General features: G+C 67.5%; 14 protein-coding genes. 8 read left to right on the forward strand and 6 right to left on the reverse strand.

What is annotated here, in order from left to right; all coding sequences use genetic code 11:
• Positions 1–31 precede the first annotated feature (31 nt).
• The 3 genes from D620_RS0113400 (at position 32) to D620_RS0113410 (ending at position 7,287) form a co-directional block, all read left to right on the forward strand.
• On the forward strand, positions 32–901 hold the full coding sequence (locus D620_RS0113400; RefSeq protein ID WP_155800177.1) for a hypothetical protein: 870 nt from the start codon (positions 32–34) through the stop codon (positions 899–901).
• Positions 902–1,187: 286 nt separating this feature from the next.
• Positions 1,188–5,828 (forward strand): glutamate synthase large subunit, encoded by a 4,641-nt coding sequence (gltB, locus tag D620_RS0113405; RefSeq protein ID WP_026092210.1) that lies wholly within the window; start codon positions 1,188–1,190, stop codon positions 5,826–5,828.
• Positions 5,829–5,850: 22 nt separating this feature from the next.
• On the forward strand, positions 5,851–7,287 hold the full coding sequence (locus D620_RS0113410; RefSeq protein ID WP_017666334.1) for a glutamate synthase subunit beta: 1,437 nt from the start codon (positions 5,851–5,853) through the stop codon (positions 7,285–7,287).
• A gap of 16 nt (positions 7,288–7,303) precedes the next feature.
• Here D620_RS0113410 and D620_RS0113415 read toward each other — a convergent pair whose 3' ends face one another.
• Positions 7,304–9,112, reverse strand: coding sequence for a DEAD/DEAH box helicase (locus D620_RS0113415; RefSeq protein ID WP_033376934.1), 1,809 nt, complete (start codon positions 9,110–9,112; stop codon positions 7,304–7,306).
• A 229-nt stretch (positions 9,113–9,341) separates the two neighbouring features.
• Between D620_RS0113415 and D620_RS0113420 the strand changes: the two genes are divergently transcribed.
• Positions 9,342–9,665: a YnfA family protein gene (locus D620_RS0113420; RefSeq protein ID WP_017666336.1), complete on the forward strand. Its 324-nt coding sequence runs from the start codon at positions 9,342–9,344 to the stop codon at positions 9,663–9,665.
• Here the strand turns inward: D620_RS0113420 and D620_RS0113425 are convergent.
• The 3 genes from D620_RS0113425 to murI form a co-directional block, all read right to left on the reverse strand.
• On the reverse strand, positions 9,662–10,354 hold the full coding sequence (locus tag D620_RS0113425; RefSeq protein WP_017666337.1) for a nitroreductase: 693 nt from the start codon (positions 10,352–10,354) through the stop codon (positions 9,662–9,664). The two genes, D620_RS0113420 and D620_RS0113425, sit on opposite strands and share 4 nt — an antisense overlap.
• 88 nt (positions 10,355–10,442) lie before the next feature.
• Positions 10,443–11,663 (reverse strand): 5-aminolevulinate synthase, encoded by a 1,221-nt coding sequence (gene hemA, locus D620_RS0113430; RefSeq protein ID WP_017666338.1) that lies wholly within the window; start codon positions 11,661–11,663, stop codon positions 10,443–10,445.
• A gap of 180 nt (positions 11,664–11,843) precedes the next feature.
• Entirely contained in the window at positions 11,844–12,641 is a 798-nt protein-coding gene (gene murI, locus D620_RS0113435) for a glutamate racemase (protein WP_017666339.1), read from the reverse strand.
• A gap of 111 nt (positions 12,642–12,752) precedes the next feature.
• On the opposite strand from murI, the gene plsY reads away from it, so the two are divergent.
• Together plsY and dprA are read left to right on the forward strand one after the other, a co-directional pair.
• The gene (gene plsY / locus D620_RS0113440; RefSeq protein WP_017666340.1) at positions 12,753–13,394 is read left to right on the forward strand and encodes a glycerol-3-phosphate 1-O-acyltransferase PlsY; all 642 of its coding nucleotides are present in this window, start codon (positions 12,753–12,755) and stop codon (positions 13,392–13,394) included.
• 16 nt (positions 13,395–13,410) lie between these two features.
• On the forward strand, positions 13,411–14,544 hold the full coding sequence (gene dprA, locus D620_RS0113445) for a DNA-processing protein DprA (protein WP_017666341.1): 1,134 nt from the start codon (positions 13,411–13,413) through the stop codon (positions 14,542–14,544).
• Here dprA and D620_RS15405 read toward each other — a convergent pair.
• Complete coding sequence (locus D620_RS15405) at positions 14,541–15,086, reverse strand: superoxide dismutase family protein (RefSeq protein ID WP_051020630.1); 546 nt, start codon at positions 15,084–15,086, stop codon at positions 14,541–14,543. The two genes, dprA and D620_RS15405, sit on opposite strands and share 4 nt — an antisense overlap.
• Positions 15,087–15,240: 154 nt before the next feature.
• On the reverse strand, positions 15,241–15,657 hold the full coding sequence (locus D620_RS0113455) for a hypothetical protein (RefSeq protein ID WP_017666343.1): 417 nt from the start codon (positions 15,655–15,657) through the stop codon (positions 15,241–15,243).
• Positions 15,658–15,800: 143 nt separating this feature from the next.
• Between D620_RS0113455 and topA the strand changes: the two genes are divergently transcribed.
• The gene (gene topA, locus D620_RS0113460) at positions 15,801–18,374 is read left to right on the forward strand and encodes a type I DNA topoisomerase (RefSeq protein WP_017666344.1); all 2,574 of its coding nucleotides are present in this window, start codon (positions 15,801–15,803) and stop codon (positions 18,372–18,374) included.
• Positions 18,375–18,550: 176 nt separating this feature from the next.
• The gene (locus tag D620_RS0113465) at positions 18,551–18,958 is read left to right on the forward strand and encodes a response regulator (protein ID WP_017666345.1); all 408 of its coding nucleotides are present in this window, start codon (positions 18,551–18,553) and stop codon (positions 18,956–18,958) included.
• Positions 18,959–19,085 lie beyond the last annotated feature (127 nt).

Consider the following 19,085-nt stretch of genomic DNA (forward strand, 5'->3'; position numbering starts at 1 on the left):
CCGCGCGCCGCTTTGCGCGCACCGCGCTTTCGTGCCGCTGCTTGGCCTGTGGGGCATGGCGCTGGGCGCAGGCGTGGTGCTGGTGCTGCCCTCGGTGCTGGTGACGGACCTCGTCCATGGCACGCTTTTGGGCACCTGGGGCGCGGCGAGCCAGCCGGTGCTGGCGGCGATCGGTGCGATGCTGGTCGGCCTTGTGACCCTTGTGATCGGCGCGCTGCTGCACGCTGCGGGCCGGCGGCGCCGCAACGGCCCGACCCTTGCCGAAGTGGCCGCGCGCCGCGTGACGCCGATCAACCCCGCGCGCGATCTCGGCTCGCGCCGGCTCGACGATCCGGTCGAGACCATGCCCTTTTCGACTCCCGCCTGGCGCGATGCCGATCTCGACGATCCGCAGCCGGCCCGCGCCTTTTATGACGAGCGGGCACCCGAACCCGCGCCCGCGCGTGTCGCTGCACCCGCGCCCGAGCCGAGCGCGCTCGATCTGGCGGAATTTGCCGAACTGCCCGGCCGCAATGCGGTGTGGGTTGCCGAGCGAGCACTTGCCGCGCCGATCGCGGAGCCTGCTGTGCCTGCCGATCCCTTCGCCGGGTTGCCGCCCGCGCCGGGCACCGCCGCGCTTGCCCGTCTGCGCGCGATCCCTGCAAGCGAGCTCAGCCTTGCCGAAATGGTCGAACGTTTCGCCGGCGCGCTCCACGAAATGCGCGAGACCTCGCCCGGGCGCAGCCTTGGGCCTGCCGATCTTGCCGCGCGCGAGGCAGCGCTTGCCGAAGCCTTGAAGGCACTCGAGGCGCTGAGCGGCAAGGGCCGCCCCGCGCCGCGCCTGCCGCGCCGCGACGAGCCCTTCCACGCCCCCCACACACGGCTCCAGCCGGACTACGAACGCGTCCGCGGGGCGGCCTGAACCCGGCCGCAGACGGGCTCGCCCGCGCAAAACCTGCAACCGAGCGGGGCGGAATGTGCGCTGCGCGCAATCTACCTAAAGTCTGAATAGGTCTGCGAGAAATATTACTACGCGCGAGACCCTTGCCAAACCCGCTTCCTGTCGGCATGAGGGCCCCGAAAACGGGCAAGCGCCACCCTGGCACGGGGGCCGCGCCCGATAGACCTGCCCGAGGCGTGTTCCTTCGCATGAGCGATCATGCGAGAAGGTTCGCGCCTCTCGGCATCTGACAGATCGGACTTGATGCATGGGTTACCCTAACGCCCAGGGTCTCTATGACCCCGCCAACGAACATGACGCCTGCGGCGTCGGCATGGTTGCGCATATCAAGGGCGAGAAAAACCATGCGATCATCGCCCAGGCGCTCGAAATCCTCGAGAAGCTCGATCACCGCGGCGCGGTCGGCGCGGACCCGCTGCTGGGCGACGGGGCGGGGATTCTCATCCAGATTCCCGATCCGCTGATTCGCCGCTGGGCGGTGGCTGCGGGCCATGATCTGCCGCAGCCCGGTGAATATGCGATCGGCATGTGCTTTCTGCCGCAGGACGCGGCCGCACGCGATTTCGTCAAGGCGCGGATGGAGGCCTTCACCGCCAAGGAAGGCCAGCGCTTCATCGGCTGGCGCGAGGTGCCGACGAGCCCTGCCGGACTCGGCGCGGCGGTGATTGCCTCGATGCCGGTGATCGAAATGGCGGTGATCGGGCAGGGCGCCAATTGCGCCGACCAGGACGCCTTCGAGCGCAAGCTGCTGACGATCCGCAAGCAGGTGCAGAACCCGCTCGCCCAGCTCGCCGAGAAGCACGGCCTTCCCGAAGTGACCGAGACCTATATACCCTCCTTCTCGACCCGCACGGTGGTCTACAAGGGGCTGCTGCTGGCGACGCAGGTCGGCAGCTTCTATGACGACCTGCGCGATCCGGCCTGCGTGTCGGCGCTGGGCCTCGTGCACCAGCGTTTCAGCACCAACACCTTCCCGAGCTGGCGTCTTGCCCACCCGTTCCGCTTCATCGCCCACAATGGCGAGATCAACACGGTGCGCGGCAACGTCAACTGGATGAACGCCCGTCGCCGCACCATGGAAAGCGAGCTGCTCGGACCCGACCTCGACAAGATGTGGCCGATCATCCCGCACGGGCAATCGGACACCGCCTGCCTCGACAACGCGCTCGAACTGCTGATCGCCGGCGGATACAGCCTCGCCCATGCGATGATGATCCTCATCCCCGAGGCGTGGGCCGGCAACCCGCTGATGACGCCCGAGCGGCGCGCCTTCTACGAATATTACGCCGCGCTGATGGAGCCGTGGGATGGCCCGGCGTCGGTGTGCTTCACCGATGGCCGCCAGATCGGCGCGACGCTCGACCGCAACGGGCTGCGGCCGGCGCGGTTCTGCGTGACGAAGGACGATATCGTCTGCCTCGCTTCGGAAAGCGGCGTGCTGCCGTTCCGCGAGGAAGATATCGTGCGCAAGTGGCGCTTGCAGCCCGGCAAGATGCTGCTGATCGACCTCGAACAGGGCCGCATCATCGAGGATGACGAGTTGAAGGCCGATCTGGCCAGCGCCCATCCTTACGCCGAGTGGCTGCATCAGGCGCAGTACAATCTCGAGGACATCACCGATGTCGTCCCCGAGCTCGAAGCGATTCCGGCCGACGAGCGCACGTTGCTCGAACGCCAGCAGGCCTTCGGCTACACGCAGGAAGACATCACCCGCTTCCTCGAGCCGATGGCAGTCGATGCCGACGATCCGATCGGCTCGATGGGCACCGACACGCCGATTGCGGTGCTCTCGGACCGCGCGCGGCTGCTCTACGACTACTTCAAGCAGAACTTCGCGCAGGTCACCAACCCGCCGATCGATCCGATCCGCGAGGAGCTGGTGATGAGCCTCACCAGCATGATCGGCCCGCGCCCGAACCTGCTCGGCCGCGATGCCGGGACGCACAAGCGCCTTGAGGTCGACCAGCCGATCCTGACGAACGAGGATCTCGCCAAGATCCGTTCGGTGGAAGAGGCGCTGGACGGCGCCTTCCGCTGCGCCACGATCGACATCACCTGGGATGCCAGGAGCGGGGCCGAAGGCCTTGAAATGGCGCTGAAGGAAATGTGCTGGGCGGCGACCGAGGCGGTGTTGCAGGATCACAACATCCTCGTCCTGTCCGACCGCGGCCAGTCCGAAGCCCGCGTGCCGATGCCCGCGCTGCTGGCGACCGCGGCTGTCCACCACCATCTCGTGCGGCAGGGCCTCAGGATGAACACCGGCCTCGTCGTCGAGACCGGCGAAGCGCGCGAGGTGCACCACTTCTGCGTGCTGGCCGGCTACGGTGCGGAGGCGATCAACCCCTATCTCGCGCTCGAAACGCTCGAGGCCCTGCGCGCCAAGCGCCATCCCGACCTGCCGCCCGCCAAGGTGCGCGCGAACTTCATCAAGGCGATCGGCAAGGGCATCCGCAAGGTCATGTCCAAGATGGGCATTTCGACCTACCAGTCCTATTGCGGTGCGCAGATCTTCGATGCGGTCGGGCTCTCGTCCGCCTTCGTCGAGAAGTATTTCACCGGCACTGCCACCACCATCGAAGGCATCGGCCTTGCCGAAGTCGCCGAGGAAGCGCTGCGCCGTCACGGGCAGGCCTATGGCGACAACCCGCTCTATGACGGGATGCTCGATGTCGGCGGCATCTACCAGTATCGCCTGCGCGGCGAGGAGCATGCCTGGACGCCGCAGAACGTCGCCCAGCTCCAGCACGCGGTGCGCGGCAATGATCCGAAAAACTACGAGGAATTCGCGCGTTCGATCAACGAGCAGTCCGAGCGCCTGCTGACGATCCGCGGGCTGCTGGAGTTCAGGAAGGCCGACAAGCCGATCCCGCTTTCCGAAGTGGAACCGGCAAGCGAGATCGTGAAGCGCTTCTCGACCGGCGCGATGAGCCTCGGCTCGATCAGCCACGAGGCGCACTCGACCATGGCAATCGCGATGAACCGCATCGGCGGGCGTTCGAACACGGGCGAGGGCGGGGAAGAGCCGTTCCGCTTCAAGCCGCTGGCCAACGGGGATTCGATGCGCAGCCGCATCAAGCAGGTTGCCTCGGGCCGGTTCGGCGTGACGACGGAATATCTCGTCAATTCCGACGATATCCAGATCAAGATGGCGCAGGGCGCAAAGCCGGGGGAGGGCGGGCAGCTGCCCGGGCACAAGGTCGACAAGCGCATCGGCGCGGTGCGTCACTCGACGCCCGGCGTGGGCCTGATCAGCCCCCCGCCGCACCACGACATCTATTCGATCGAAGATCTCGCGCAGCTCATCCACGACCTCAAGAACGTGAACCCGGTTGCGCGCATCTCGGTCAAGCTGGTGTCCGAAGTCGGGGTCGGCACGGTCGCGGCGGGCGTTTCCAAGGCGCGTGCGGATCATGTGACCATCGCAGGCTATGACGGCGGCACGGGCGCTTCGCCGCTGACTTCGCTGACCCATGCAGGGTCCCCCTGGGAGATCGGCCTTGCCGAAACCCAGCAGACCCTGCTGCTCAACGATCTGCGCGCGCGGATCGCGGTGCAGGTCGATGGGGGCCTTCGCACCGGGCGCGATGTCGCCATCGGCGCGCTGCTTGGCGCGGACGAATTCGGCTTTGCCACCGCGCCCCTGATTGCGGCCGGGTGCATCATGATGAGGAAGTGCCACCTCAACACCTGCCCGGTCGGGGTCGCGACGCAAGACCCGGTGCTGCGCGCGCGGTTCACCGGCCTGCCCGAGCACGTGGTCAACTACATGTTCTTCGTCGCCGAGGAACTGCGGGCGATCATGGCCGAGATGGGCCTGCGCACGGTTGCAGAGATGGTCGGCCGGGTCGATCTGCTCGACACCCGCCGGATGGAACGCCACTGGAAGGCGCGCGGGATTGATCTCGCGCGCATCCTCCACCAGGTGCCGCTGAAGGACGGGGCCTCGCTCCGCCAGATCGCGACGCAGGATCACGGGCTCGACGGCGCGCTCGACAACCGGCTGATCGCCGATTGCCGCACCGCCATCGACACCAAGGCGCCGGTGCAGCGCGAATACGCGGTGCGCAACGTCAACCGCACTGTCGGCGCGATGCTTTCGGGCGAGGTCGCCAAGGCGCACGGGCACGAGGGCCTGCCGACCGACACGATCCGCATCAACCTGACGGGGGTGGCCGGGCAGAGCTTCGGCGCGTGGCTTGCGCATGGGGTGACGCTCGATCTGGTCGGCGATGCCAACGACTATGTCGGCAAGGGACTTTCGGGCGGGCGCATCATCGTCCGCCAGCCTTCTGAGGCCCCGCGCGCTTCGGACGAGAACATCATCGTCGGCAACACCGTGCTCTATGGCGCGATCGCGGGCGAGGCCTATCTGGGCGGTGTCGCGGGCGAGCGTTTCGCGGTCAGGAACTCGGGCGCGATCGCGGTGGTCGAAGGCACCGGGGATCATGGCTGCGAATACATGACCGGCGGCGTGGTGGTCGTGCTCGGCAAGACCGGGCGCAATTTCGCAGCCGGCATGAGCGGCGGGGTCGCCTATGTCTATGACCCTGAGGGGCGCTTCACCGAGCTCGTCAACCACGCGCAGGTCGACCTGCTGCCGGTTCCGGCCACGCCGGATGCCGAGGAAGGCACGGGCCGCCCGTCGCAGCGTCCACGTTCGGTCAACGATTTCGGCATGGGCGACATGCTGCGGCACGATGCCGAGCGGCTGCGCATCCTTGTGGAACGCCACCAGCTCCATACAGGCAGCAAGCTTGCGGGCGCGCTGCTGGCTTATTGGGGCGCGGCGCTCGCAAAATTCGTCAAGGTGATGCCGCGCGACTATGCGGCTGCGCTTAAACGGCTCGAAGCGGAACGGCTTGAGGCCGAAAGCGTCGCAGCAGAATAGATTTCAGGAACGAGATGTAAGTATGGGCAAGGAAACCGGATTTCTCGAGCTGGACCGCCGCGAGCGGGATTATCTCGACCCGAAAGAGCGCCTGAAGAACTACCGCGAATTCGTCATCCAGCCGGATGATGCGACGCTCACGGGGCAGGCCTCGCGCTGCATGAATTGCGGCATTCCCTATTGCCACAACGGCTGTCCGGTGAACAACATGATCCCGGACTGGAACCACCTCGTCTACGAGGCGGACTGGAAGCGTGCGCTCGCTAACCTGCACTCCACCAACAATTTTCCGGAGTTCACCGGCCGCATCTGTCCCGCGCCTTGCGAGGCGGCTTGCACCTTGAACATCATCGACCAGCCGGTGACGATCAAGTCGATCGAATGCGCGATCGTCGATCGCGGGTGGAAGGAAGGCTGGATCACGCCGCAGATCCCTGCGACCAGGACCGGCAAGTCGGTCGCGGTGGTGGGATCGGGCCCGGCGGGCCTCGCCTGCGCGCAGCAGCTCGCGCGTGCCGGACATTCGGTCACCGTGTTCGAAAAGTCGGATCGTGTCGGGGGGCTGCTGCGCTACGGCATTCCCGACTTCAAGATGGAAAAGCACCTCATCAACCGCCGCTGCGTGCAGATGGAGGCCGAGGGCGTCACGTTCAAAACCTCCAAGGAAGTCGGCGTCGACATCTCCTTTGCTTCGCTCAAGGAGAATTTCGACGCGGTGGTGCTGGCGGGCGGGGCGGAAGATGCGCGCTCGCTCCAGATCCCCGGCGCGGAGATGCCCGGCGTGCGCCTCGCGATGGAATTCCTCACCCAGCAGAACAAGCGCGTCGCGGGCGACGATGAACTGCGCGCCGCGCCGCGCGGCAGCCTGGTGGCGACCGGCAAGCATGTCGTCGTGCTCGGCGGCGGGGATACCGGCTCCGACTGCGTGGGCACCTCGAACCGCCAGGGTGCGATCAGCGTCACCCAGCTCGAGATCATGCCCAAGCCGCCCGAAAAGGAAGACAAGGCGCTGACCTGGCCCGATTGGCCGATGAAGCTGCGCACCTCGTCGAGCCACCAGGAAGGCGTGGAGCGCGACTGGGCGGTGCTCGCCAAGCGCGTGATCGGCGATGGCGAGAGCGTGACGGGGCTCGAATGCGTGCGGGTCGAGTGGAAAGACCGCCAGATGCAGGAGATCGCGGGCAGCGAATTCGTCATCAAGGCAGACCTGATCCTGCTCGCCATGGGCTTTGTCGGCCCGCGCAAGGCTGGGCTGCTCGAACAGGCGGGCGTCACGCTCGATGGCCGCGGCAATGTCGCCGCCGACACCGATAGCTACGCCACCAGCGAGCCCGATGTGTTTGCCTGCGGCGACATGCGGCGCGGGCAGAGCCTTGTCGTCTGGGCGATCCGCGAGGGCCGCCAGGCCGCGCGCGCGGTCGACGAAGCGCTGATGGGGGCGTCCGAACTCCCGCGCTGAACCGCGCAGGCGCCCGTCAGGGCTGCTTGAACTTGCGCTTGTGCCCGGGCTTCTTGCCGTGCGCGGGCTTGCCCGGCTTGGGGCCGTTGCCGCCCGGCGGAGGGCCTGCCTTGGCGAACCCGCGCTGCGGCGGCTTGGCCTTCACGAAGGCATTGTCGGCGCTGGAGCGCGAAGGGCGGCGCTGGCGGTTGCTGCGCGCGGCTTCACGCGGTCCGGCGTCCGATCGCTCGATCCGCACCGCTGCTTCCTTATCGCCCTCAGCCTCGGCCGTGCGCGCGGCGGAGCCTGCGTACTTGTCGGCGATGGCGCGGGGGATCTGGAAATAGGTTTCGGCCTGACCGATGCGGATCGCGCCGATCTCGTTACGGGTGATGTGCCCGCGGCGGCAGATCAGCGGCAGCAGCCAGCGCGGGTCGGCCCCGTCGCTGCGGCCGATGTCCATGCGGAACCACACCGTATCCTCGAAGCCCGGACGGTGACGCTCCTTCTGTGCCTCGGCGCGGGCCTGCGGCGTGTTGGCGGTGATTTCCTCCGGCTCGGGCAGGCGCGCGCGGTGGGCGTGGACGAGCATCGCGGCGATATCTTCCGGCGAGCGTTCGGCGAGCAGGCGCTGGGCGAGCTCGCGGTCGGACTCGTCAAAATCCGTGGGCGCGAGCAGCTTTTCGAGCAGCCGCTCGCGGTCGCGCGCGGCGATCATTTCGGGGCCGGGCACGTCCTGCCATTCGGCGGCAATCTGCGCGCGGCCGAGCATTGCCTCGGTCCGGCGGCGGGCGGAGAAGGGCACGATCAGCACCGCGATCCCCTTGCGGCCTGCGCGCCCGGTGCGGCCCGAGCGGTGCTGGAGCGTTTCGGCATCGCGTGGCAGCTCGACATGGACGACGAGGCTCAGCGTCGGCAGGTCGATCCCGCGCGCGGCGACATCGGTCGCAACGCAAACGCGGGCACGGCCATCGCGCAGCGCCTGCAAGGCCTGATTGCGCTCGGACTGCGAATGTTCGCCCGACAGCGCGACGACCGCAAAGCCGCGCTCCTGCAAGGTCGCATGAAGGTGGCGCACCTTCTCGCGGGTGGAGCAGAACAGGATCGCGGTCTCCGCCTCGTGGAAGCGCAAGAGGTTGACCACCGCGTTCTCGACCTCGGGCGGGGAGACGGTGACCGCCTGATAGGCGATGTCGCCATGCCCGCGCCCGCCTTCGCTGATTGTGGCGATCCGCAGCGCTTCATGCTGGTAGCGCCGCGCCAGCGCCTCGATCGGGCGCGGCATGGTGGCCGAGAACAGCAGCGTGCGGCGGGTGTCGGGGGTGGCATCGAGGATCGCTTCCAGCTCCTCGCGAAAGCCCATGTCGAGCATCTCGTCGGCTTCATCCAGCACCGCGACGGCGAGCCCTGAAAGGTCGAGCGCGCCGCGCTCGAAATGGTCGCGCAGGCGGCCGGGGGTGCCGACGACGATGGCGGGGCCGGAATGCAGCACCTTGCGCTCTGCCGAGGGATTCATTCCGCCCACACAGGTCGCGACGCGGGCGCCGGTGCGGGCGTAGAGCCATTCGAGCTCGCGGCTGACCTGCAAGGCCAGTTCGCGGGTCGGGGTGATGACCAGCGCGCGGGGGCTCTCGACAAAACCGATCCGCTCGCTGGCTGCGAGCAGTTCGGGCACCATCGCAAGGCCGAAGGCGACGGTCTTGCCCGAACCGGTCTGGGCCGAGACGACGAGATCGCGCCCGGCGGCTTCGGGTTGCAATACGGCAGCCTGGACGCTGGTCGCCTCCGCATAGCCGCGTTCTTCGAGGGCGGCAGCGATAGTGTCGGGAAGGGCGGGGAAGGTCATGGGGAGGGCACTTTTCTTCGAAGCGGCGCGCGGCCCGCGCACGGGTGCGGGTTCGGGCGGAGGGCCGGGGGAGGAGGCGATGCGCAGGTCTCCCCGCAGCGTCATGCGCGGCCCATAGCGCCAAATGCGCAAGGTTGCCTGCCAAAAGTGACGCAGGCCCAAATGAGGCGCCTGTCCCCCAGCGCGCAGGGCTTGCAGCGAGGCGCGCGTGAAGGCAGGCTGGCGGGTGATGACCGCCGCGCTCTACGCCCTTGCCGCCTTCGCCGAGATCGCGGGCTGCTTTGCCTTCTGGGCCTGGGCACGCGCCGACAGGCCGGTGCTGTGGCTGGTGCCGGGCGTGCTGAGCCTCGCGCTGTTCGCCGTCCTTCTCACCCGCATCGACAGCGCCTTCGCGGGCCGCGCCTTTGCCGCCTATGGCGGGGTCTATATCGCCGCAAGCCTCGTCTGGCTGTGGGCGGTCGAGGGCGCGCAGCCTGACCGGTGGGATGTGCTGGGCGGCGCGGTCTGCCTTGCGGGTGCGGCGATCATTCTGTGGGGGCCGCGCGGGGCCTAGTCGAACCCCACGAACCGCGCCGCCTCGTCCACGCTCTTGCGCAGCGAGACGACCGCGTTGGCGGGGAAATCGGGGTCGGGCCAGCCCATTGCGACCGCTTTCATGATCACCTGATCCTCGGGGATGCCGGCGTGTTCGCGCACCACGGGGCTTTGCATGATGCCTTGCGAGTTGATCACGCAGCCAAGGCCCTTGGACCACGCCGCGTTGACCAGCGCGGTCGTCACCGCGCCGCAATCGAAGGCGGTGTCGTCGCTGCCGGAAAGCTCGCGGTCGTAGGTGACGATCACGCACACCGGCGCGTCGAACTGGCGGAAGCCGCGCAGCACCCAGTCCTGCCGGGCGGCGGCATCGTCGCGGGCGATCCCCATTGCCCCGAACAATTGCTTGGCGACCTCGACCTGCCGTTCGCGGTGGACGCCTGCGAAGGCCTCGCCGCGGCGGAATTCGCGGCTGTCGGGGACGCCGGCGAGGATGTTCTGGGTGTTGCCCTTGCGGATGCGGTCCAATGGCGCGCCGGTGATGACGTGGAAGTGCCAGGGCTGGGTGTTCATCGAGGTCGGCGAGCGCATCGCCATGGCGAGGATTTCCGCGATCAGGGCGCGGGGCACGGGCTTGTCGAGATAGCCCCGGATGCTGCGCCGCCCGAGCACCACCTCGGCATAAGTCTGGTCAGGCGTGCCGCCCATGTCGTTTCTCTCCCGATTCTGCGTGTCGGCAGAGGTGCTAGCGCAGGGCGCGCGCGGGGCAAAATCCGTTACGGCAGGGCGGGGTGCCTCACGCCGCCTCGGCAAGCTCCAGTTCGAGCCGGTCCCAGATCTCGACCAGCGCGGCCGTAAGCTCGTCCATCATCGCGTCGGTGTGGAACGGCCCGGGCGTGAAGCGCAGCCGCTCGGTCCCGCGCGGCACGGTGGGGTAGTTGATCGGCTGCACATAGACGCCGTATTCGGCCAGCAGGATATCGCTGATCTTCTTGGCGCGCACCGGATCGCCGACCATCAGCGGCACGATGTGGGTGACCGAATCCATCACCGGCAGCCCGGCCTCGGCGAACTTCAGTTTGAGCATCGCGGCGGCGCGCTGCTGGGCGTTGCGCTCGGCGCTGCTCTCCTTGAGGTGCCGCACCGAGGCGAGCACGCCCGCGACCAGCACGGGCGATAGCGAGGTCGTGAAGATGAAGCCCGGCGCGTAGGAGCGGATGCAGTCCACCACCTTGGTCGAGGCCGCGATATAGCCGCCCATGACGCCAAACGCCTTGCCCAGCGTGCCTTCGATGATATCGATGCGGTGTGCGGCGTTGTCGCGCTCGCTGATGCCGCCGCCGCGCGCGCCGTACATGCCGACCGCGTGCACCTCGTCGATATAGGTGAGCGCGTTGTATTTCACTGCCAGATCGCAGATCGCGTGGATCGGGGCGACGTCGCCGTCCATCGAATAGACGCTTTCGAAGGCGATCAGCTTGGGCGTGTCGATGTCGATGCTGGCGAGCAATTCTTCGAGGTGGGCCACATCATTGTGGCGGAACACCTTTTTCTCGCAGCCCGAATTGCGGATGCCGGCGATCATGCTGGCGTGGTTCAACTCGTCGGAGAAGATCACGCAGCCCGGCAGCAGCTTGGCCAGCGTCGAGAGCGTCGCATCGTTCGAGACATAGCCGCTGGTGAACAGCAGCGCGGCGTCCTTGCCGTGAAGATCGGCCAGCTCGCGCTCGAGCTCGATGTGGAAATGGGTGTTGCCGCCGATATTGCGGGTGCCGCCGCTGCCGGCGCCGACATCGTGCAGGGCGGCTTCCATCGCGCCGATCACCTTGTCGTGCTGGCCCATGCCGAGATAGTCGTTCGAACACCACACGGTGATCGGCTTGGGTCCGTTATGGCCGTGAAAGCAGCGCGCGTTGGGATAGGCGCCCTTGTTGCGCATGATATCGATGAAGACGCGGTAGCGCCCTTCCTCGTGCAGACGGTCGATCGCGGAATCGAAGATCTGGTCGTAGTTCACTCAGCCCTCGCTGCTCTCGCGCATCGCCTGCTGATAAGGGGCGGCGCTCGGTTCCTGCTTGCTTTTTTGTCCCGCCATAACGTGCCAGAGGGCGGAAGGTTTCAGATGCGTATTTAAGGACGCGGGCGGGGTTTTGAAACAGGGATCTTTGCGAGTGTTTCGCAAGCGGTCATGCGCGGATCAGAACGCTTGCGCAGCACCGAATCCGCGCGCGGCGAGGGCCGCCTCTAGCCCTATCGCACCGGCGAGCGGGCCGGTGACGACGAACCGGTTGGGCCCGGGCGAGGGTGTGAGGTTCTGGCCTTCGATGAGGTGCGCGATGCGCCGCGCGATTCCGGCCGCACCGTCGACCTGGCGCACATCCGGCCCGAAAGCATGGCCAAGCTCCTCGGCAAGCAGCGGGAAGTGGGTGCAGGCGAGCACCAGGGTGTCGATGCGCTCGTCCCCCGCCAGCGCTTGCAGCCGGTCGCGGACATCGGCGATCAGCGCCGGATCGACCGGACCCCCGCGCAGCTTCGCCTCGGCCGCCTGGACGAGGCCCGGCGCGGCGATCCGCAACAGGCGCTTGCCTGCCGCAAACTCCGTTTCCAGATCATCGACATAGCGCTGGCGGATGGTCGCCTCGGTGCCGACCAGGCCGATGGTGCCGGTCTGTGTCATCGCGGCGGCGGGCTTGATCGCAGGGACGGTGCCCACCACCGGGATCTCGAGCACATCGCGCACCATGCCGAGCGCGATCGTGGAAGCGGTGTTGCAGGCGATGCAGGCAAGGCGCGGCTGCCAGCGCTCGGCCATGCGCCCGAGCAGCCCCGCCACCCGCGCGGCGATCTGCGCCTCGGTCTTGGTGCCGTAGGGAAGCCCCGCAAGGTCGGCGGCGTAGATGACGGGGGCGCCGGGCAGCACCTCGCGCAGGGCGTCATAGACGGTGAGGCCGCCCACGCCGGAATCGAACAGCAGGATGGGGGAGGATTTGTCCAAGTCTCTCAAATCTGCTGGCCCCGGACTGCCACTGGGGCGTTTTTTCTTTGTGGCGTGTGCGCTAGAAGAAGTGCAGGGACAGGGCAAGCTCGGCCCGTATGGAGATTTGTTTTGGAACCGCTTTTTGCCGCCGCTCTGGGTTTTCTGCTCGGCTCGATTCCGTTCGGCCTGATCCTCACCCGCGCCGCCGGGCTGGGCGATGTGAGGAAGATCGGCAGCGGCAGCATCGGCGCGACCAATGTGCTGCGCACCGGCAACAAGGGGCTGGCAGCGGCGACGGTGCTGCTCGATGCTGGCAAAGCGGCGGCGGCGGTGCTGGTGGCTTCGGTGCTATGGAATGGCTGCGAACCGCTGAGCCTGTTCGGGTGTCAGCCGGCAAACCTCCGGGAAGAGGCGGCGGCGCTTGCCGCAGTCGGCGCGGTCGCCGGGCATTGCTTCACGCCATGGCTCGCCTTCAAGGGCGGCAAGGGTTTTGCGAGCGCGGCCGGAGCCTTGGCCGCGCTGGCGTGGCCCGCCATGCTCGCCTGCGCGGCGATCTGGGGGCTGACGCTGTTCCTCAGCCGGATTTCCTCGGTCTCCTCGCTGGTGAGCGTGGTCGCCGCGCCGGTGGTGGCATGGGGCCTCGGCTACAGCCAAGCGATCCCGCCGCTGATGGCCATTGCCGCGATCGTGATCGTCCAGCACCGTGCCAATATCGGCCGGCTGATGCGGGGGGAGGAGCCAAAGGTCGGCTCGTCCTCGGCCAGGCCGTGATGCGGGTCCGCATCTGATGGAGGGCAAGGGGTCGCAGCCAACGCTCTCACAGCAAGAAGCCTTTGCGCGCATCCGCTTGCTGCGTTCGCCCAATATCGGCCCCATCAGCTACCGCCAGCTGATCGCCCGCTTCGGCAGCGCGGCAGCGGCGCTGGATGCGCTCCCCGATCTCGCCAGCCGGGGGAGGGGGCCCTATCGCCCCGCCAGCGCGGACAGCATCGAGCGCGAGGTGATGGCGGTGCGTGCGGCGGGTGCGCGTTACCTGTTCCACGACCAGTCCGATTACCCCGCGCTGCTGGGCGAACTCGACAGCGCGCCGCCGATCCTCACCTGCCGCGGCCATCTGGCGCTGGCGAGCGCGCCGTGTGTGGCGCTGGTGGGGGCGAGGAATGCAAGCGCTGCCGCGGTCAAGCTCGCGCGCGATTTCGCTGCCGCGCTGGCCGAGGCCGGGTTCACCCTCGTCTCGGGCCTCGCGCGCGGGATCGACGGCGCCGCCCACGAGGGCGCCCTCCCGCAGACCATCGGCGTCATCGCCAGCGGGATCGACATCGCCTACCCGCCGCAGCACGCCGCGCTTCAGGAGCGGATCGCAGGCGAGGGCCTGCTGGTCGCCGAACAGCCCCCCGGGACCGAGCCGCGCGGGCGGCATTTTCCCTCGCGCAACCGGATCATTGCAGGCCTTGCCAGCGGCACGCTGGTGGTCGAGGCCGCGCCGCAATCGGGCTCGCTGATCACCGCGCGGCTGGCAGGCGAGGCGGGGCGCGAGGTGATGGCGATCCCCGGCTCGCCGCTCGATGCGCGCAGCCTCGGGTGCAACCAGCTGATCCGCGATGGCGCGGTGCTGGTGCAGACGCCCGACGAGGTCATCGAGCTGCTGGTGAGCTTCACCGGCGCACCGCGTTCCCGTTTCCGGGTCGCGGACAGCCCGGGCGCCTTCGACTATGCCGAACTGGCCCGGCTCGACTGGGGCGAAGCGCGCGCCGATTTCAGCCACGACATCGCGCACCTCCTCACCAACGCGCCGGTCGCGATTGACGAATTGGTCCGCCAGTCACAGGCCACCCCTGCCGAGGTGCACATGGCGCTGCTCGAACTGGAACTGGCGGGCGAACTGGTGCGCGAGGCGGACGGGACCGTGCGCAGAGCTTAACTCTTCGGAATGATCACCCCGCAGGCCTGCCGCCCGCCGCTCGAGGCCATGGTCTTGTAGTCGTCGGTCGCGGCGTGGATCATGATGGCCGCACCGTCCGCGTCGTGGAGCGCGTGAGGAAGCGCCTCGCTCACCGGGCCGTGGATGGTGAGATCGGGGACAAAGAATTCCGCCGTCGCGGTGCCGTCTGCCGCCACGTCGAGATTGGGCAGGTCGCCTGCGTGATAGCCGTTCGGGGCATGGAATCCGTGTTCGGTCGCGCCCGGGTTGAAGTGTTCGCCGGCGGCCATGAAATCGGGCGCGCAGGCGCCGGTCTGGTGGATATGGAGGCCATGCCTGCCCGCCGGCAGCCCCTTGACCGCGACCGTAACCACCACTCCCTGCGCGGTCTGGGTGAAGCGAACCGACCCGACATCGGTGCCATCGGCGAGCTTCATCGCGGCGACGGTCATCCCGTCATCTGCCAAAGAAGGGACGGCGAGGATCGCACAGGCGCATAGCGTGACGAGCGCAGAGCGCGTGAGGGCGGGCAGGCGAATCATGTGCGACAGGTTCCTTCGTCGGGGCTTCTGCGGGAATGAAGACCGTCCGCCCGGATTGGTTCCGCCCCCGCGCGGCACAGCGGGCGCGCGGTGCGGTGGTTCGAGTTGGGCGGCAAGGAGGGACGCGGTCTTTCGCGTTCCGATGATGCCCGGCTCAGTTATGCTTGGGCATGCAGATTTCCCGGTCGATGGTGATGTCGGAGACTGCGCGATACTTGGCGACGAAGGCGGCCCAGCCGTCGTCCTGCTTGGCGCGCGGCACATTGTCGCCGCTGGCAAAGGTCATCACTTCGTCCTTGGCGATGGTGGGCTTGCCTTCGACCCAGACATAAACCGGGGCGACGATCTGTTCGATCTTGTAGCCGCGTTCCTTGTACCAGGCGACATGGGCCGCAACTGCGGCGTCGAAATCGGCCATGCTTGCCCCGGGTTTGAGCTTAGAGATGCGCACGCGGGTGACATCGCCCGCCGGGCACAGTGCCACGACCGGATTGATGCCTTGCGCATTGGCAGCGACCGGTATGGCCGGAACGGCAAGCGCCGCCAGCGCGGCCATCATCACGCAACGCATCAAGCATCTCCCGCCCGTTGTCCCTTCGGCGGCATAGCACCGACCTGGCGGCGCGCCAATATCCGCACAGTCCCGCTTGACGGGGCTGCCTCTGTCTCGCCACCCTCGCGCGTACACACGTAAGGGACCTCTCCATACCCGCCATGCAGCTTGTCATCGTCGAATCCCCCGCCAAGGCCAAAACCATCGAGAAGTATCTCGGCAAGGACTACAAGGTCCTCGCCTCCTACGGCCATGTCCGCGATCTGCCGCCCAAGGACGGCAGCGTGAAGCCGGACGACGATTTCGCGATGGAGTGGGAACTCTACCGCGACAAGCAGAGCCGCTTCAAAGAGATTGCCGATGCCGCCAAGGGCGCCAGCCGCCTCGTGCTCGCCACCGACCCCGACCGCGAGGGCGAGGCGATCAGCTGGCATGTGCGCGAGCTGCTGGCCAAGCGCAAGGCGCTGCCCAAGCAGGTCGAGCGCGTCACCTTCAACGCGATCACCGAGCAGGCCGTGACCGAGGCGATGGCGCGCCCGCGCGAATTGGACCAGCCGCTGATCGACGCCTATCTCGCCCGCCGCGCGCTCGACTACCTGTTCGGTTTCACGCTCTCGCCGGTGCTGTGGAGGAAGCTTCCCGGCGCCAAGAGCGCGGGCCGCGTGCAATCGGTCGCGCTGCGCCTGATCGTCGAGCGCGAGCGCGAGATCGAGGCGTTCCGGGCGGAGGAATACTGGAGCGTGCTGGCGAAGATGCAGCACGACGGGACCGAATTCGACGCACGCCTCGTCAAGTTCAAGGGCGTGAAGCTCGAACGCCTCAGCCTCGGCAATGCGGGGATCGCGATGGAGGCCAAGGCCGCGGTCGAAGCCGGGCGCTTCACCGTCGAGGGTGTCGAGACCAGGCCGCTGAAGCGCAACCCCGCGCCGCCCTTTACCACGTCCACCTTGCAGCAGGAAGCGGCGCGGAAACTCGGGTTCTCCGCGCAGCACACCATGCGGCTTGCGCAGAGCCTCTACGAGGCGGGCGCGATCACCTACATGCGCACCGACGGCGTGCAGATCGACATGGGGGCGATTCTCGCCGCGCGCGATGCCATCGCGGCGCGCTTTTCCGAGGACTACCGTCCCGAAAAGCCGCGCTTGTACAGCACCAAGGCGAAGAACGCGCAAGAAGCCCACGAAGCGATCCGCCCGACCGATTTCACCCGCGAGCGCGCGGGCACGGGTGACGAGGCCAAGCTCTACGACCTCATCTTCAAGCGCGCCATGGCGAGCCAGATGGCGACCGCGCTGCTCGAACGCACCACTGTCACCTTGCGCGATGCGACCGGCCAGCACGAACTGCGTGCGACCGGCCAGGTGATCCGCTTCCCGGGCTTCCTCGCGGTCTATCAGGAAGGGCTGGACGATTCCGAGGACGAGGACGGCGGCCTGCTCCCGCAGATGAAGGCGGGCGATGCCCCGGCCAAGCGCGCCGTGGAGGCCACCCAGCACTTCACCCAGCCGCCGCCGCGCTTTTCGGAAGCCAGCCTCGTGAAGCGTCTGGAAGAACTCGGGATCGGGCGGCCTTCGACCTACGCCTCGACCATCCAGACCCTGCGCGACCGGGCCTATGTGCGCATGGAGAAGAACCGCTTCTTCGCGGAGGAATCGGGCCGCCTGCTCACCGCTTTCCTCGAACGCTTCTTCCCCACCTATGTCGCCTATGATTTCACGGCGGGCATGGAGGACGAGCTCGATGTCGTCTCCGACGGGCGCGAGGAATACAAGGCGCTGCTCGCCCGCTTCTGGAAGGACTTCAAGCCCAAGGCCGACGAGGTGATGGAGAAGATGCCCTCGGAAGTGACCGAGGCGCTGGATGATTATCTCTCGGACTTCCTGTTTCCGCCCAGGGAGGACGGGAGCGACCCGCGCGCCTGCCCGCTCTGCGCGACGGAAGGACGCGCCAATGGCAGGCTCTCGCTGAGGGGCGGCCGCTTCGGAGCGTTTGTCGCCTGCGCCAATTATCCGGAGTGCAAATACACCCGCCGCTTCGCCCAGCCGGGCGGCGAGGGGACAGGCGGCGCCGAGGACGGGATCCTCGGCCAGCATCCCGAGACGGGCCAGAACATCCTGCGCAAGACCGGCCGCTTCGGCCCCTATGTGGAGATGGGCGAGGGCAAGGAAGCCAAGCGCGCCAGCATCCCCAAGGACCTCGACGATTTCGGGCTCGATTGGGCGGTGAAGCTGCTGGACCTCCCCCGCATCATCGGTGTGCATCCCGATACGGGGCTGGAAATCGAGGCCAATATCGGGCGTTATGGGCCCTATCTCAGGCATGATGGCAAATACGGCAAGCTGACCAATACCCGCGAGGTGTTCGAGGTCGGCATGAACCGGGCGGTCGACATTCTCGCGCAAGGAGCCAATCGCGGCGCAGGCGGGGCGGCGCGCGGCAAGGCCGAACCCATCGCCAGCCTCGGCGCGCATCCCGTCAGCGGCGGCGAGATCAAGGTCATGCCGGGGCGCTACGGACCCTATGTGACCGACGGCACCACCAACGCCACGATCCCGCGCGACGTCAAGCCGGAGGACGTGACCCTTGCCATGGCGAGCGAACTGATCGACGCGCGCGCTGCGAAGGCGCCGGCCAAGCAGGGACGGAAGAAGGCCGCGCTCAAGAAGGCCGCGGCCAAGAAGCCGCCCGCGAAGAAGAAGGCACCCGCCAAGAAGGCGGTCGCTGCGACGAAGTGAGGGGCGGGGCGGCGCGAAACGCCGCTCCGGTCGTCCTTGCGTTGACCAAACATAAAGCATTTGCCCGATAAAACCGGCGCCAGACGAGGGCTGCGCCGTGATTGAAATCGAAGTCCAGAACGAAACCCACCAGACCCAGAGCCGGATCCGCTTTGCCGCGGTGCCGCGCATCGGCGATGCGCGACCGCTACCCCGGCCGCGAGGCCCCTGCCGCCACGCAGCGCACCTGCCTGATCGTCGACGACAGCCGCGTGATCCGCAAGGTCTCGAGCAAGATCGCGATCAGCTTGGGCTATGTCCCCATCGAAGCCGAGAACGGCGAGGAAGCGCTCGCCCGCTGCAAGAAGTCGATGCCCGATCTGGTGCTGACCGACTGGAACATGCCGGAAATGGACGGCATCACCTTCGTCACCAAGCTGCGCTCGATCCCCACGCCCAGAGAGCCGACCGTGGTGTTCTGCACCTCGAACGGCGAGGCCCAGGACATTCATGATGGCATCGCCGCAGGGGCCGACGACTACATCGTCAAGCCGTTTGATGAGGCGGCGCTCAAGGCCAAGCTGGAGAAGCTGGGGCGGGGTTAATCGCCGAGCCCTACCCCAGTTGTCCGTAACCCGAGCGAAGGCTGGGGCCCAGGGCGGATCAGTGACGTGACCCCCAGCTTTCCCCCAGCTTGGATTAGAGTCTGGCGGTTGTTTTGCGCATCGGCGC

The sequence above is a fragment of the Porphyrobacter sp. AAP82 genome, assembly GCF_000331285.1.
GTDB lineage: Bacteria > Pseudomonadota > Alphaproteobacteria > Sphingomonadales > Sphingomonadaceae > Erythrobacter.

What these genes read in the sequence shown, in the direction of transcription:
- gltB (WP_026092210.1), top strand. Translation starts at nt 1,188, where the DNA reads ATGGGTTACCCTAACGCCCAGGGTCTCTATGACCCCGCCAACGAACAT.
- D620_RS0113420 (WP_017666336.1), top strand. Translation starts at nt 9,342, where the DNA reads ATGACCGCCGCGCTCTACGCCCTTGCCGCCTTCGCCGAGATCGCGGGC.
- D620_RS0113465 (WP_017666345.1), top strand. Translation starts at nt 18,551, where the DNA reads ATGCGCGACCGCTACCCCGGCCGCGAGGCCCCTGCCGCCACGCAGCGC.
- D620_RS0113410 (WP_017666334.1), top strand. Translation starts at nt 5,851, where the DNA reads ATGGGCAAGGAAACCGGATTTCTCGAGCTGGACCGCCGCGAGCGGGAT.
- dprA (WP_017666341.1), top strand. Translation starts at nt 13,411, where the DNA reads ATGGAGGGCAAGGGGTCGCAGCCAACGCTCTCACAGCAAGAAGCCTTT.
- topA (WP_017666344.1), top strand. Translation starts at nt 15,801, where the DNA reads ATGCAGCTTGTCATCGTCGAATCCCCCGCCAAGGCCAAAACCATCGAG.
- D620_RS0113425 (WP_017666337.1), bottom strand. Translation starts at nt 10,354, where the DNA reads ATGGGCGGCACGCCTGACCAGACTTATGCCGAGGTGGTGCTCGGGCGG.
- D620_RS15405 (WP_051020630.1), bottom strand. Translation starts at nt 15,086, where the DNA reads ATGATTCGCCTGCCCGCCCTCACGCGCTCTGCGCTCGTCACGCTATGC.
- D620_RS0113415 (WP_033376934.1), bottom strand. Translation starts at nt 9,112, where the DNA reads ATGACCTTCCCCGCCCTTCCCGACACTATCGCTGCCGCCCTCGAAGAA.
- D620_RS0113455 (WP_017666343.1), bottom strand. Translation starts at nt 15,657, where the DNA reads ATGCGTTGCGTGATGATGGCCGCGCTGGCGGCGCTTGCCGTTCCGGCC.